The organism is Desulfosoma profundi (genome assembly GCF_055387865.1).
This window is the reverse complement of record NZ_AP042420.1, coordinates 825963-840418: the sequence shown is the minus strand read 5'-3', so window position 1 is coordinate 840418 and position 14456 is coordinate 825963. Positions and strand designations below refer to the sequence as shown.

General features: G+C 56.0%; 14 protein-coding genes. 7 read left to right on the top strand and 7 right to left on the bottom strand.

What is annotated here, in order from left to right:
* Positions 1 to 7: 7 nt before the first annotated feature.
* The 5 genes from ACZ5K9_RS03720 to ACZ5K9_RS03700 all read right to left on the bottom strand — a co-directional run bounded on the left by ACZ5K9_RS03720 (position 8) and on the right by ACZ5K9_RS03700 (position 3050).
* Positions 8 to 733 (bottom strand): hypothetical protein, encoded by a 726-nt coding sequence (locus tag ACZ5K9_RS03720; RefSeq protein WP_464273077.1) that lies wholly within the window; start codon positions 731 to 733, stop codon positions 8 to 10.
* 49 nt (positions 734 to 782) lie between these two features.
* Positions 783 to 998, bottom strand: a complete 216-nt coding sequence (locus ACZ5K9_RS03715) for a hypothetical protein (RefSeq protein ID WP_464273076.1) — start codon at positions 996 to 998, stop codon at positions 783 to 785.
* A gap of 173 nt (positions 999 to 1171) precedes the next feature.
* The gene (locus tag ACZ5K9_RS03710) at positions 1172 to 1510 is read right to left on the bottom strand and encodes a hypothetical protein (RefSeq protein ID WP_464273075.1); all 339 of its coding nucleotides are present in this window, start codon (positions 1508 to 1510) and stop codon (positions 1172 to 1174) included.
* A gap of 181 nt (positions 1511 to 1691) precedes the next feature.
* Positions 1692 to 2729 (bottom strand): sulfite exporter TauE/SafE family protein, encoded by a 1038-nt coding sequence (locus tag ACZ5K9_RS03705; protein ID WP_464273074.1) that lies wholly within the window; start codon positions 2727 to 2729, stop codon positions 1692 to 1694.
* A gap of 21 nt (positions 2730 to 2750) precedes the next feature.
* The gene (locus tag ACZ5K9_RS03700; RefSeq protein ID WP_464273073.1) at positions 2751 to 3050 is read right to left on the bottom strand and encodes a DVU0150 family protein; all 300 of its coding nucleotides are present in this window, start codon (positions 3048 to 3050) and stop codon (positions 2751 to 2753) included.
* A gap of 615 nt (positions 3051 to 3665) precedes the next feature.
* Here ACZ5K9_RS03700 and ACZ5K9_RS03695 point away from each other — a divergent pair.
* Both ACZ5K9_RS03695 and ACZ5K9_RS03690 read left to right on the top strand, forming a co-directional pair.
* Positions 3666 to 6284, top strand: a complete 2619-nt coding sequence (locus tag ACZ5K9_RS03695; protein WP_464273072.1) for a sigma 54-interacting transcriptional regulator — start codon at positions 3666 to 3668, stop codon at positions 6282 to 6284.
* On the top strand, positions 6281 to 8890 hold the full coding sequence (locus ACZ5K9_RS03690; RefSeq protein ID WP_464273071.1) for a PEP/pyruvate-binding domain-containing protein: 2610 nt from the start codon (positions 6281 to 6283) through the stop codon (positions 8888 to 8890). Before ACZ5K9_RS03695 ends, ACZ5K9_RS03690 begins: the two co-directional genes overlap by 4 nt.
* 31 nt (positions 8891 to 8921) lie before the next feature.
* Here the strand turns inward: ACZ5K9_RS03690 and ACZ5K9_RS03685 are convergent, their stop codons facing one another.
* Together ACZ5K9_RS03685 and ACZ5K9_RS03680 are read right to left on the bottom strand one after the other, a co-directional pair.
* The gene (locus tag ACZ5K9_RS03685) at positions 8922 to 9335 is read right to left on the bottom strand and encodes a response regulator (RefSeq protein WP_464273070.1); all 414 of its coding nucleotides are present in this window, start codon (positions 9333 to 9335) and stop codon (positions 8922 to 8924) included.
* 11 nt (positions 9336 to 9346) lie between these two features.
* A complete protein-coding gene (locus ACZ5K9_RS03680; protein WP_464273069.1) occupies positions 9347 to 10276 on the bottom strand; it encodes a sensor histidine kinase in 930 nt (309 codons plus the stop codon).
* 608 nt (positions 10277 to 10884) lie between these two features.
* Here ACZ5K9_RS03680 and ACZ5K9_RS03675 point away from each other — a divergent pair.
* From ACZ5K9_RS03675 to ACZ5K9_RS03655, 5 genes are read left to right on the top strand one after another with little or no spacing between them, the layout of a single operon-like run.
* Positions 10885 to 11313 carry a response regulator gene (locus ACZ5K9_RS03675; protein WP_464273068.1) on the top strand — a complete coding sequence of 143 codons (429 nt, stop codon included), beginning with the start codon at positions 10885 to 10887 and terminating at the stop codon, positions 11311 to 11313.
* A 6-nt stretch (positions 11314 to 11319) separates the two neighbouring features.
* Complete coding sequence (locus tag ACZ5K9_RS03670; protein ID WP_464273067.1) at positions 11320 to 13128, top strand: sensor histidine kinase; 1809 nt, start codon at positions 11320 to 11322, stop codon at positions 13126 to 13128.
* Entirely contained in the window at positions 13128 to 13562 is a 435-nt protein-coding gene (locus ACZ5K9_RS03665) for a response regulator (RefSeq protein ID WP_464273066.1), read from the top strand. Before ACZ5K9_RS03670 ends, ACZ5K9_RS03665 begins: the two co-directional genes overlap by 1 nt.
* A 15-nt stretch (positions 13563 to 13577) precedes the next feature.
* Positions 13578 to 13973, top strand: a complete 396-nt coding sequence (locus ACZ5K9_RS03660; protein ID WP_464273065.1) for a response regulator — start codon at positions 13578 to 13580, stop codon at positions 13971 to 13973.
* 4 nt (positions 13974 to 13977) lie between these two features.
* Positions 13978 to 14412: a response regulator gene (locus ACZ5K9_RS03655; RefSeq protein WP_464273064.1), complete on the top strand. Its 435-nt coding sequence runs from the start codon at positions 13978 to 13980 to the stop codon at positions 14410 to 14412.
* The last annotated feature ends 44 nt before the right edge of the window (positions 14413 to 14456 follow it).

The window sequence follows — 14456 nt, the reverse complement described above, 5'->3', positions numbered from 1 at the left end:
GGAACATCTAACGACGTGAGGCGTAAAGAGAGGCGGGAGGATGCTCCGCCTTTTCCAGGCGGGCTTGTGCATCGTTCAGAGTGACCGATTCCACATGGGCCACGCCCAAGACTCGACCGTCGTTGGCGACGATCCTCACGGTATCCCCCGGAACCAGGCCGTCAGCGCTTCCCATGCCGAAAAAGACCGTCACGGATCCGTCCTTATTCTCAAGGGCTCGATAAATCGGTGCCATGCCGTGTTGCCGCAACTCTTGGTCCGACCGGTGACTCGCTTTATAGGACAACCACAGGAAGAAGACAAGAATCGGGAAGGTGCAGGCGGCCAAAACCCAGGGGTTGACGCCCAGATGCCGTTGGACAATGGATCGATGCGAAGCGTGATAGGCCTGGGCATCGGCCAACACATGCAGCGTATACAAAGGATTTTCTGCGGCTTCTTCAGGTTTTTCTCCGTGCAAGAACACGCGGAGTGTATAGGAACCTTCCGGGGTTGTGGGTTCGACGGCAATGCGCGCCCGCCACAGCCGACCCGTCGCTTCGAGAAAGCGGAGGGAAACGCCCGGAGCCGTGGTTTCGTAGGTGAGCCACCGCATGTCGGGGATGGCCGCCTCGGTTTTCCCTGCCACGGGTTTTTCCATGCCCGGGTAAAGGCGAATCTCCCGTTTTGGGGTTCGAACGATGTCGGCCATGCCGTCGAGGACGCTGAGGGCCAGAACCAGTCCAACAATCATACCGAGCCTGTGAGACACCGAAGGTCGAGCTCTCTGGGAAGAGGCCATATCAATTTTCTCCGCCGTCGGTCAATCCGACCCCGCAAAAGCGCCGCACAAGAAACCACGCCGCCAACACGGTGATCAGAGCCATGGGTACATAGGTTTTGAGAAACACGTCGGCCATGGCTCTTCCATGAGGAGCGCTCCAGTACATGCTCAAGGCAAGTTCGGTGAGCAGCAAAAGATCCATAATGAGAATGACAAGTCGTCTGCGGGTCATCATATCGATCTCCTGGTTTTGGATCGTTCTCTTTGAGGCGGTAAAGCACGAGGGCACCTTTCGTTTTTCAAGACGATTCGGCGGATGTTGCCGTGCCCTTTGGTGAAGTTTTTCCTTTTTTAGGGAGCGGCTTCGGCGATTCAAGAGTTCGCCGAAGTGCCGCTCGCAAGTAAGGGTTACTTTTTCCGAAGATCTTGTTTGGACACGTTCATGATGCGCACGGCGACGCGTTCCGTGTTTTGCATCTTGAAGGCGATTCGGATCACGTCCCCGGGTTGCGGGGGGATGCCGATAAGGGTTTCTTTGACGATTTTGTACTCGGACGTCACTCCCGTGGAACGGCCATAAGGATGTTCCGGACTCTTGTGGGTGTCGAATTCCTCGATGGTCAGCGTGTTGGTGGCTTTGTCCACCGAAAGGACCTTGCCTTGGGCCACATCTGCGGCCTGGCTTGCGGAAGTCACGAATACGATGGACGCAATGACCAAGAAGAGACTAAAGACAATCCGTTTCATAAAGAAACCTCCGATTTTTTATTCTCATCCGAGAAGTTCCTTGCACCATGAGCACATCTGGCGACCTTGGACATCCCAAGGACTCTCCCGAAGCCGCTGCTTCTGGCCTCGGTGGATTGACCGAGAACCTCAAGGACAGGACGCGCTTTGGCGCGTCCGTCATGAGTTTTGTGGCGCCGATTTAATGGAACTGGGCTGCCGCTTCTCGAGCCCTCTTTTCCCGAAGCTCTTGGGCCGCCCCTCTGAACATGATGACACAGATATAGAGGGAGATGGCACTGATGGCTCCAAGGACCACCACCGCAGCGGACGCTGAGAAGCCGTATTGCTTGAGGATGATGGAGATCATGCAAGCCAGCACGGCGCAGCCGAAAAGGATACGAATCCCGTATCCTTTGGCGTATTTCGTGGCCACAGTGCCGATTTGCGCCCCGATGGCAGCTCCCGTCAGCATCACAAACACGGCCACCAGCTCGATGCGTCCTTTCATACTGTAAGTGAAGGCTCCGTAAAGGCCTGAAATCATGACTTCAAAGAGATCGGTGCCGACAGCGATATGGGTGGGGCATCCGATGAGATAAACCAGTGCCGGCATGCGCAGGAGCCCGCCGCCGATTCCCAGGAAACCCGCCAAAACCCCCGTGGCAAAACTCACCATGATGGGAAGCCAAGCAGAACAGGTAAACCCGGCTGCTTTGAAGTGCACCATGGGGGGAATGCGAATTTTATGCAGAGTCTTGTACCAGGTGATGCCTTCTGTGCCTTTTTCCCCCTCGACAATGCCGGCCCTTTTCTTCTTCTCAGCCTTATAGAAGTCATAGAACACCAACCAAGCGATCAGGGCCAGAAAGGCGACATATACCCAACGAACCACACCGCCCACGATCCCTAGACGCTCCAAGTACATGATGAGTTGAGCACCGCACTCGATACCCACCATGGTTCCTACGATCATGACGAATCCAAGCTTGTAATCCACATTGCCGAACTTGGAATGGCGCATGGTGGAAACCATGGATTTTCCTGCAATGTGGGCGATATCCGTTCCGATGGCGAAGGCCATGGGAAATCCCAAGATATTCAGTCCGGGGGTGACCATCCAAGCGCCGCCCATGCCGAAAAATCCGCCGATGACGCCTACGGAAAACCCAATGATGACCAACCCAGGCCATAGAATGTCCATTCCTGCGATGGGCATGTAGAGATACAACCATTCCATGGGGATCCTCCTTTGGTCGGATTAGTGCTCGATGATTTTACGGCTCTTGAGATCCAAACCGGTGCGGGACATGAGGAAATCCATGCAAAATCCTAAAAAACCTCCGTACACGGCGGTCAGGACCACGGCCCAGACGGCAAAAAGAAGGGTGTTGGTGTTGTAAAGGTCGGCGATGTATTTGACAAAACCGTTGCTGATGACTCGGGTATCGGCCACGACGACCAATTGACTGGCCTTTTCGCCTCCGGCCCAAACCAATGCCGGTAGAGCACTAAAGAGTCCTGTGACCAGGACGACGATTTTTTTCGCTCCTTTTCTCATCGTTCGTTCCCCCTGCGTATTCGTTGTTGTGGTTTCCATCTTCAAGAGGACACAATGCGCCGGTCTCTGAATCGTTCTTCTTTCGAGATTTCCCTCCTGTGCGTCCCTCCCTACTTGAAGCCTTACCTTTGAGTTACACACCCCTTTTCAGTTTTCGGGTTTGAACTTCGCCTAATGAAAGCCTGAGCGCTCCGGTCGTGTTCCAGCATAGTCAAAAGCCGTGCCGTCTTCCCCTCGGCGTGTTGCGCAATAGCCCATGGAGCTCGGAGCGAAGCGGAGTAAATTTTCTCAGGCGAGAAAATCGCGCAGGCCCTACAAGACGTGAAAGGGTTTCGCGCAATTCTTTTTCGAAGAGAGGAGATAAAGACCAATAATTGGGAATCACAATGAAAAATAGGTGAGACGCGCAAAAGCGTCAGAATCTTTGACAGTGCTCGTGGGTCCCCAAGGCAGCCGAGAAGGCCTCCAATGAAACTTTTTCTAAAGGAAAATTAAGAAGATGAATGGATTCACGGCGTGCGCGTTCTTCGCCTTCCCATGGCACGAAACCTGCCTATGTCAAGGATGATCAAAGGGTGTCTCAGACATGCGGAGAGAGATAAAGACGAGGGGGACATGAAGTGGAAATGGCTCCAGCCTGATCCCAACGGCTTCATCGTGGCAGGGTCTTTTCGGTCGTTACGGATTCGCACCAAATTGTGGCTCACTCTGGTTCCTGCGGTGGTGACCATGCTTGCCGTGACGGGATACGTCACCCACTGGTTTTCCCGTCAGTTTCTCCAGGAAGCCGTTCGACGCACTGTGCTGTTGCAAACTCTGGCAGTAGCGCACGAGTACGAAATAATGATGGCGCGGTGCCGTGAAGATGTGGTGGAGCTGTCTCTTGAGCCGTGGACCGAAGAGCGATTTCGTGAGAAGTGGGCCCGTCTCAAGGCCGCTCGAGGGTGGAGTTACGTGGAAGCGGGCTTCATGGACAAAAGCGGAACCCGAGCGACGATTTTGGCAGAGTCTGAGGAGGCATTGGTAACGGTCGTACTGGAGCCGGGGACTTCCCTTTGGGACGGCGTGGAGATTCCCTCGGCGGAGACCCAAGGCCCTGTGAGGGCCGAAGCCGGACCGTGGGTGAGCTCGGTCGTGCACGTGGGGTATCGATCAAGGGACGGGTCCGCTTTCTACGGAAAGGCCACCCATGTGGTGCGGTTCATCAGTCGGAGTCGGTCGAGGGACAGCCACGGTGAGGAAGGATTTGTGTTCCTTTCCGTGGATGCCCGGCAGTGGAGGGATATCCTCTCCCTCTACAGTTCCCGCCGTTCCCCATTGTTCGGTTTCGTGCGCAGTCCGGAATTGCGCTACCTCTACTTCACGGATCCCAAAGGCTGGATTCTTTTCCAATCGGAAGACACCCTCAACACAGGAAAAGCGCTGAGCACCGACACGGCCCGCAGTGGCCTTTCAGGAACTTTCGGACGTCCTGGGCTTCCCTTTGCCTTTCGGCCCCATGTGGATCAGCGCGACTACTGGGAGATCATGGGGGAGATCCGCGAGTTAAAATCCGGGGTGTTGGTGAGACACATTCCCCCGGCTCCGGATAGCAAGGTGGACCGGGTCTATATTGGTTATGCCCCGATTATGTTTTCACGGGAACCGGACACGCAGGAGGCGGCTCTTTATGGTGCCGTAGTTTTTGTGGACCGAAGTCGCCTCATCACCATGGCCGGGTACCGTCAGGTGGATGTGGTGTTCATTATCAGTCTCCTGAGTTCGGCCCTGGTTGTTTTACTCCTGTGGGGGATCAGCCGGATCATCACCCGGCCGCTGTATCAATTGGCGGCGGCGGTGAACGCGTTGCAGGAGAACGGACGACTGGAACCCATAGAAATTCCGGATAAAGATCTGGATACGGCCATACTCAAGGAGGCCATCAATGGGCTGATTCAGCGCCTTCGGGACCAAATGGCCGCTTTGGAAATGCAGGATAGACAATTGCGCGAAATGATCATGCGAGAGAAGATTTCCTTGGAAGAGGAAAGCGACGTTCTTCGGCTGGAGCGCGAGACCCTTCCCGAACCGTTGGCGAGGCTTGTCGGCCAATCTCGGGCCATGCAAAAGTTTAGGGAACTCGTGATTCGGGCCGGCTCTGCCGAGGCGGATGTCTTGATCATCGGAGAAACTGGCACGGGGAAGCAACTCGCGGCCGAAGCCATTCATGCTCTCAGTCGCCGAGCCTCCAAACCCTTTGTGTCCATTAACTGTGGAGCTTTGGATGAAAATCTTCTTCTGGATGCCCTTTTCGGCCATGTGAAGGGGGCCTTTTCGGAAGCCAAAAGCGATCGTAAAGGGGCCTTTCTGGCCGCACACGGCGGTACGCTTTTTCTGGACGAAATCGGCACCGCCTCACGGAAAGTCCAGCAAGCCCTTTTGCGGGTTATTGCCGAGCGCCGGGTGCGCCCTCTCGGCAGCGACACGGAAGTTCCTGTGGACGTCAGACTCGTGGCGGCAACGAACGAGGATTTATTGGATCTTACGCGTCGAGGGCTCTTTCGTGAGGATCTTTACTACAGGCTGAACGTGCTTGTGTTGCACACGCCGCCTTTGAGGGAGCGCCGAGAGGACATTCCGCTTCTGGCGGCACATTTCCTTTCGCTTGCCGGACGACAGCTCAGACGTCCCAACATCTCCCTGACCCAAGGGGCTTTGGAAGCTCTCATGGCCCATCACTGGCCGGGCAATGTGAGGGAACTGGAGAATTGTCTCACACGAGCCGTGGCGATGGCGAAAGGCCCGTTGATTCAAGCCGCAGACTTGAACCTGCATCGGGATCCATGCATGAACGGGTCCGAGTGCACAGACACTCAGGAGGGCATGGCCGAAGGACGGGCATGGGTGGCCCCGAGGGATGTTCGGGATGCGGAGACGGGCCGTCTCCCCGGGGAAGAGAAAAGCGGGTCGAAGCCAGCGTCGAAGAACGGGCCGCCGTCCGTTGGGATAGAGATCAACGAGCGGCAAAGAAAAGCCCTTGAGGTGATGGTGGAGCGCGGCCACATGACCCGTGCCGAGTACCAAGAGGTTGTCGGCGGCGGGATTGCCCCGCGGACGGCGCTCAGCGATTTGCAGGACTTGGTGGCTAAGGGCCTGTTGAAAAAAACGGGTCGCGGCCCGGCGACCCGCTACAAGCTTTTGCATCGAGGGCGTCTTGTGGCCTCTGGGAATCACACCATCGGAGGGTCTTCATGAGAGACTTATGGCGACGGTTCAAGAGTCGATTGGGCTTGGAGCAAGAGCACGACCCTGAGAGAACTGCCGATATCTTTCGTTTCAAATACAGCCACTTCAAAGATCTGCTTCAGTCCAACACGGAGCTGGCTCAGGTCATTGCGGATATCACCGAGAAACTCCACGGCCACCATATTTTCGGGATGAGCTACGTGCGTTCCACAGCGACCCAGGCCATGTCCCAGGCCGCGCGAATGGTTCGCGCTCTGAATGCCTTGTCTTTTCAGAAGTATACCGCCTTGGAGCGGTCCCTGGAAAGAATTCAGGCGGCGATTGGGGAGGAATTGGAATTGGAGGTGGAGAAAACTTCGGATTGTCCTGATTTGGTTATCCCTCTGGAAAAGGTGCACCGAGGCATAGTCGACTGGGTCGGAGGCAAGAGCGCCAACTTGGGCGAGATCGCGGGACGGGTGGGGCTTCGTGTGCCGGAAGGTTTTGCCGTAACCACCCGAGCTTTTGAATTGTTCATGGACCACGGAGACCTCCGAGACTGGATTCGAAAATACAAGAACGAAGCGGACATATCCTCGCCGGCTTCAGTCCAGGAACTGAGTGAAACCGTCCAGCACTTGATTTTGCGCACCCCTGTGCCTCGAGAACTCCAGGAGGCTCTGGTGTCGGCGTACGATGCCCTGGCCTCCACGGTATCTCAAAGGGATGGGGTGGAACGGGACCTCCGAGTCGCCATGCGCAGCAGCGCAGTCGGAGAAGACAGCGATCTCTCCTTTGCGGGACAGTACGTGAGTGTTCTCAATGTGGAGCGTTCCAGGCTGGCGGACACGTACCGCGTCATTGTCGCCAGCCTTTACACACCTCGAGCCATTTCGTATCGGTATCAAAAAGGGATTCGAGACGAAGACACGGCCATGGGCGTCACGGTTTTGGAAATGATCGATTCCGCAGCCGCTGGTGTGGCCTATTCCATGAATCCGCTGGATCCGAACCCCGAGGAATTGGTGATCACAGGCATTTATGGCTTAGGGCCTTACGCGGTGGAAGGGGTGGTGACTCCGGACATGGTGCGCGTGTCCAAAAAACCAGGTTTTCCTGTGATTGAGAAGAAAGTGTCGTTCAAGCCGGTGCGCCTGATAATGAATCAGGAAGGCGGCCTGCTCGAGGTTCCCGTGCCGGAAACAGACCGGAACCGATTGTGTCTGTCGGATGAAGCCGTGCAGCTGTTGGCCGAAGCGGTCACACGGTTGGAGAGACATTTCGGGGGACCTCAGGATGTGGAGTGGGCTGTGGATAGCCGAGGACAATTGTTCATTCTCCAGAGCCGTCCCCTGCACATTCTTTGGGAATCGGCCGAAAGTATTCGGGTGGAGGAGGCCCGTGAGAACGATCCTGGAGTTCTTGCCTCGGGAGGGACGACCGCCGTGCCGGGTGTCGGGTACGGTCCGGCGTATCTGGTTCGAGGGGACGAGGATTTGGCCGATTTTCCGCAAAACGGGGTGCTTGTGGCGGCTCACTCGTCGCCTTCCTACGTGGTGGTCATGCCTCGAGCGGCGGCAATTGTCACGGAGGCTGGAAGCGTCACAGGGCACATGGCGTCCGTGGCCAGGGAATTCGGCGTCCCGACCCTCCTGGGCGTCCCGGGACTGCGACGTGTTCTGAAACCCGGTCAAGTGGTGACTGTGGACGCCACACGGCGCCGCGTCTACGACGGCCTGCGTGAAGACCTCATTCAGCAGTTTGAAAAACGACGACCTTTCATGAAAGGCACGCCCGTTTATGAAAGCCTCAGTGAGGTTGCCAAGTGGATCGTGCCTTTAAACCTCGTGGATCCTCGGGATGCCTCCTTTCGGCCCGATGCATGCCGTACCCTGCACGATGTGATGCGCTTTGCCCATGAGATGTCCTACCGGGAGATGTTTCGGTTGAGCGACAGTTTTGCCGAAGGCGAAGGCCGGGCCGTTAAGGTGGAAGCCCGCCTGCCCGTGGATCTCTATATTATCGATCTGGGAGGCGGGCTGGCGCCTGAAGCTGCGCATGCTTCTCGTGTCCGTCTGGACAATGTGACCTGTGCCCCGCTGCGGGCGCTCCTGCACGGCATGACCCATGAAGCGCTTGAAGAACAAGGCCCGAGACCCGTCCACCTCAAGGGTTTTCTCTCAGTGATGACCGAGCAGATGCTTTCCCCGCCTCGTTTGGGTGCCGAACGGTTTGGCGACAAGAGCTATGCCATCATTTCGGACAAATACATGAATTTCAGTTCCAGGGTCGGTTATCATTACAGTATCGTGGATACTTATAGCGGCGCAGATTCCCACAAAAACTACATCACCTTTTCCTTCATAGGAGGGGCTGCCGACGAGATTCGGCGGAACCGACGGGTGAGAACCATCGGCCGCATTCTGGAGCACATGGATTTTCGCGTGGATGTGGTGGGGGATCGCGTGACGGCCCGTCTCCTGAAATACCCACTCCACAAGATTTTGGAGCATTTGGAACGACTTGGCCGGTTGCTCCAATTTACCCGGCAATTGGACATGTTCATGGAGAGCGAGCGCTCTGTGGAGGAATTGGCCCGCCGCTTCTTGGAAGAACGCTACTCCTTGACCGCATAGGAAAACCTCAAGGCGCTCGTCGCGGCCGCGGTTAAACCGAAGGGGAGGTGCGCTGAACTCTTTCTTTGGCTCTTTTCTTTTCCAGAGCCCCTTCGATTTTGGCCACCAAGTCGTCGATGGGGCACGGTTTCAAAAGATACTCGTACCCTCCGAGCCGCATGATTTCGACGGCGGCATCGACGTTGGCGTGGCCCGTGAGAACAATGACTTCCGGCAGAGGATCCAAGGTTTTCATCTTCGTCAACGTTTGAATGCCGTCCATCCCGGGCATCTTCACGTCCAAAACGATCACGTCCACATCTCCTTGTTGAATGCGCACCAAGGCCTCGTGGCCGGATCCCGCTTCTTCCACTTCAAAGCCTCTTTTTCTCAAGAGTTTTCCCATAGTTGTCCGAAAGCGCTCCTCATCGTCCACGAGAAGAATGCGTGCCTCATGCGGTGCCATCCACGGACCTCCTATTCCAGTTTTTTCTGCACGATGTCAGGGCGCCGAGGCAGCCTCACGGTGAAACGGCTGCCGCAACCCTTCTCGGATTCCACAACAATCAACCCGCCGAGGGCGGTCACAATCTTTTGACAAATGGCCAAACCCAAACCTGTCCCTCGGGTCGGGTCCTTCGTGCTGAAAAAAGGGTCAAAGAGGTGCGGAAGGTGGGACGGAGCAATGCCGCAGCCTGTATCGGCGATGGAAATATCCACCCAGCCCTTAGCATTCTCGTGGGTGACGACGGTCACCGTTCCCTGCGACTCGATGGCCTGAACTGCGTTGTTCAGAAGGTTCAAAATGACTTGACGGATGAGGGGAGGGTCCGTCCAGACCGGGGCCATGGGGCTTTGGTAAGATCTTTGAAAACTGATGTTCTTCTCTTTGGTGAGTCGTTCTACCAGGCGAACCATTTCCTCGATCAATCCGTTGATGTCCACCCATTGCAACACGGGAGCACTTTTGCGGGCAAAATTGAGCAGCTTGTGCGTAATTTCGGCGCATCGGGACACCTGAGAGGCGATGACCTGGAGAGAGTCATGAATTTCTCGGGCCGCTTCGGGATCGGAGGGCGGGTGGTCCTTGAGAAGGTCTTGAATCCATTCCGTTTCACGTCCGATCACGGCTAAAGGGTTGTTGACTTCATGAGCGATACCCGAAGCCATTTCGCCGATGGTGGCCATCTTTTGGGCCTGAAGAAGCTGCCGCGTGGTGAACTCGTCCTTTGCGCGCTCCAGCACAATCAACCTGACGGTCAAGAATGTCACGAGGAAAGAAAGGACCGCCCAAGGAAAAAAGAGCATGCCGACGAGAGACCTTCCCGTGGCGACCCCCAGTGTCGCCATCACCAGAGCGCCCAGAGTCGGTAAATAGGCCCAGAAAAACCGCATGTGCTCTTTCATGATCCCGGCCCTGCGTGTTCTGTCGGTATGCCCATTTTCAGATAAAGCAAAACCCGCGCCCGGTTTGAACTCCTTTGGGTGAGCAGACCCCCTTCGGCGTTTACCATAGGGCGGCGGCATGCCGCCATCGTCGATGTGAAAAAACCTTGTCCTCCGGAGTGCCACAAGGGGTGGGACGGCAAAGCGAGCCGGCGGAGCCTTGGTCTGAAAAGGGGGAAGATGCCTGCACTAGTCCTTTATCGCCTGTGGGCGGAGACCGCTGCTTTTCTTGGATTCAGGAACGTCCGTGATTTCTGGGGTGGGTTTGGAGAGCAACGGGGTTCCTGAACCATTGACCCCTGGGATCCGGCTTGGTCAGGCCATCGGTGCGCCGTCCGTTGCCTTCTGAATTTTACGCAATGTTAAAGATCCTGACAGCGGGACCAAGGTCGCCTCAAGGGAGACCCTGAGAGGAATCACCCCGGATTGTTGAATATGCAAGCCTCGAAAGGGACGAGGTTCTGGTTTTTAACTCGGCATGTTCTTTGCCCATCGAACGGTCGTCGGAATTGCGAATCGCCATGGATTTCGGGCGGCGAAACAAAGAAAAAAGAAGGACCACGGCTCCCATGGAAAGACCATTCCGGATTTTGGTCACGGATCGTAACCGGCACGTGCGGGCCTTCCTTCGGCGGGAGTTGAGCCAAGAAGGCTACGACATCCTGGAAGCTGGTGACTGCCGGGAGGTTCAGAACATCTTACTCTCGCCGGTCGCCGTGGACCTTCTGGTTCTTGATCCCGACATCGCGTTGCAAAGCCAACGGCATCTGCTGCGAACGCTCAAAGAACGGTATCCCTTGTTGCGTATTGTGGCCCACAGCCTCTGGGACGATGCCGCTGTGGCCGGTTTCGTGGACGCCACGGTCCACAAGAGCGGTTCACCCAAGACGTTGAAAGCGGTCGTGTCCCGACTGCTGGCTGAAAAACGGCCATCGGAAGATCCGAACCCTCGACAGTGTCAGGATGAATCCTGGGATCCCCCAGCCGGAAAGGAATAACCCGAGATGATCACGGCGGATGAACGGTACTACAGCAGTCTGCGCCGGAACATCATGGCCATCATCATTACGGTATCTTTGATGCCGTTGTTGGCCATGATGGCTATCGCCGGGTACCAGTTTCACACCGCCTATCGGAACAAAGTGGTGGATCATCTGGCGACTTTGGTGGAACGGCACACCGTCCACATTGACACTTTTCTCATGGAAAAACTTGCGGACATCAACAGCCTCGCGTCCATCAAGCCGTTGGAAAAGCTCCAGGATCCCGCTGAGTTGGAAATGATTCTTCAAACGTTTCAGGAAAAACACCGCGGGGTTTTCGTGGATCTCGGTCTTGTGGACGAAAATGGAGTCCAGGTGGCTTACGCCGGCCCGTTTCGATTGAGCCGGGCCCAGTATGGGGACGCGACGTGGTTTCAGGAATCCATGCGGCAGCCCTTTACCGTCAGTGACGTTTTTTTGGGGCTTCGGGGCTTACCACACTTCATCGTCGCCGTACGGATCGAAAAAAACGGTCATTTTTGGGTACTGCGTTCCACCATCGATTTCGTCTCGTTCAATCGCATTGTGGAAGAACTCCACATTGGTCGAAGCGGTCAGGCCTTCATTATCAACGCGGAAGGGCAGTTCCAAACACAGCCCCACGCCAAGCTTGGGGTTGATCCGATGGAGCTTCTAAGCATTGTTCGAGGCGAGAAGCCGAAAGAAATATTCCCCGTGACGGTGGAAGGCTTGGACATCGCGAGAGATCTGGGCACCTCTTACACGGCGCCCGTCGTCTCGCGCGGCGCGTCGTGGTTTGAGTTCACCGTACCCGGCACGCAACTTCGGTATCTTATCTTCTTTCAAAGCCTCAAGGGAGGACGCTGGTACCTCTTTTACCTTCAGGAATCGGAGGATGCCTTTCATGATCTCTACAAGGCCCGGACGCTCACTCTGATCGTCTTGGCCCTGAGCGCCCTAGGGGTGACCTTCACGGCCTGGGCTCTTTCTCGACGTGTGGTGCAGCGCATCATTCAAGTCGACCGCGAAAAAGAAATGATGAACGAGCAGGTGATCGAGGCCGGGAAATTGGCTTCCATCGGCGAGCTGGCTGCCGGGATTGCCCACGAGATCAACAACCCCGTGGCCATTATGGTCGAAGAAGCCGGGTGGATCCAAGATCTGCTGGAGGACATGGAGGGCGGTGGCCCTTTGGACGTGGAAGAAGTTCGCCGCTCCTTGGTGCAGATTCGCACGCAAGGGGCACGATGCAAAGAGATCACGCACAAACTTCTGAGTTTTGCACGGCGCACCGACCCCACGGTGCAGCAAGTTCAGATTAACACGCTCGTCCAAGAGGTGGTGGCGCTCGTGGAACAGAGAGCCCGGTTTGCTGGGGTCAATATCCGAACACACCTGACGGAGAGCCTCCCCTGGGTGGCCATGTCCCCATCGGAAATGCAGCAGGTCCTCTTGAACCTTATAAACAATGCTCTGGACGCCATGGAAAAGACCGGTGGGACTCTGGACATCACCACCCGGTACGATAACGGTCGGGTCATTGTCCATGTTGCGGATACGGGGGAAGGGATTCCTCACGCGAATCTGCAACGCATCTTTGATCCCTTTTTCACCACCAAGCCCGTCGGCAAAGGGACCGGACTGGGACTTTCCATCTGTTACGGGATTATCCGCAAATTGGGGGGTGACATTACGGTCAACAGCGCCGTCGGGGTCGGCACCACCTTCCATATCCATCTGCCTCCGGGAGACGGAGTCGTGGAGACAGTCCCCGGTGTTTCGGACACTCTCAAAAAGGAGGAATCCTAATGGATCGGACTTTTGTGATGCTCGTGGACGATGAAGTTCCCTTTGTGGACACCATGACACGACGCCTCAGCAAGCGGGGCTTCGAAATCCTTCAGGCTTACAGTGGTTCGGAAGCCCTCCAGGGTCTTGCCAAAAACCCGAAGGTGGACGTCGTCATCTTGGATGTGAAGATGCCCGGTATGGACGGCATCGAAACATTGAGGGAAGTCAAGAAAGCCTTTCCCTTAGTGGAAGTCATCATGCTCACAGGGCACGCTACCGTGGAAACAGCCATTGAGGGGATGCGCCTTGGCGCCTTCGACTATCTCATGAAGCCGTGCGATATCGATGAATTGGTGGCCAAGGTGCAGGAGGCGAAAGAAAAAAAAGCCCGACACGAAAACAAGATTGTCGAAGCCAAAGCGAAGTCCATCGCCCTACGGCGCGGCGACTGAAGACGTGAGGGGACCATGCCCACCAACCGGGTTTCGAAACCGGGGCCACTTCGAGTCCTCTTGGTGGACGACGAAAGAGGCTTTGTAGATGTGCTGGCGCGGCGCCTCGGACGGCGTGCCATGCTCGTCACGACGGCCTCCAGTGGGACCGAGGGGATTCAAAAGCTTCGGGACCACCGATTCGACGTGGCGGTGTTAGACCTGAAGATGGAAGACATGGACGGGATTGAGGTGTTGAAGATTTTTAAAAAAATCGACCCCCAAATGCCCGTCATCATGCTCACCGGTCATGGTTCAGAGCAGGCGGCCCGGGAGGGCCTGGGCTGTGGTGCGTTCGACTATCTGACCAAACCCTGCGAACTGGAAGAGTTGGTGGCCAAAATTGTCCGGGCTGTCGAAACGGCGAGGTGATTCTGTGGAAACGATTCGTGTGTTGCTTGTGGATGACGAGGTGGAGTTTTTGGAGACCCTGCTGAAGCGAATGCGCAAGAGGCAGGTAGAGGCCGCCGGGGTTCAGAGTGGCGAGGATGCCTTACGCTACCTGGAACACTCACCGGTGGACGTGGTGGTTCTTGACGTCAAGATGCCGGGAATGGACGGCATCGACGCGTTGAAAGCCATAAAAGCGCGTCATCCTCTGGTGGAAGTGATCATGCTCACCGGCCACGCGAATGTGGAAGTTGCCATTCAGGGCATGGAGCTCGGCGCTTTCGACTACCTCATGAAGCCCATGGACATTGATGAGCTGCTCTACAAAGTCCAAGACGCCTGCAAAAAGAAAAGATTGCATGAAAAGAGAATGCAAAGAAGGAAGGGGGTGGTTGCAAACGACAATCCGGAAAGGGCATGAAGCCAGCGAGGCATCCGGCCGGCAGGTCAAGTACTTTAAGGGAC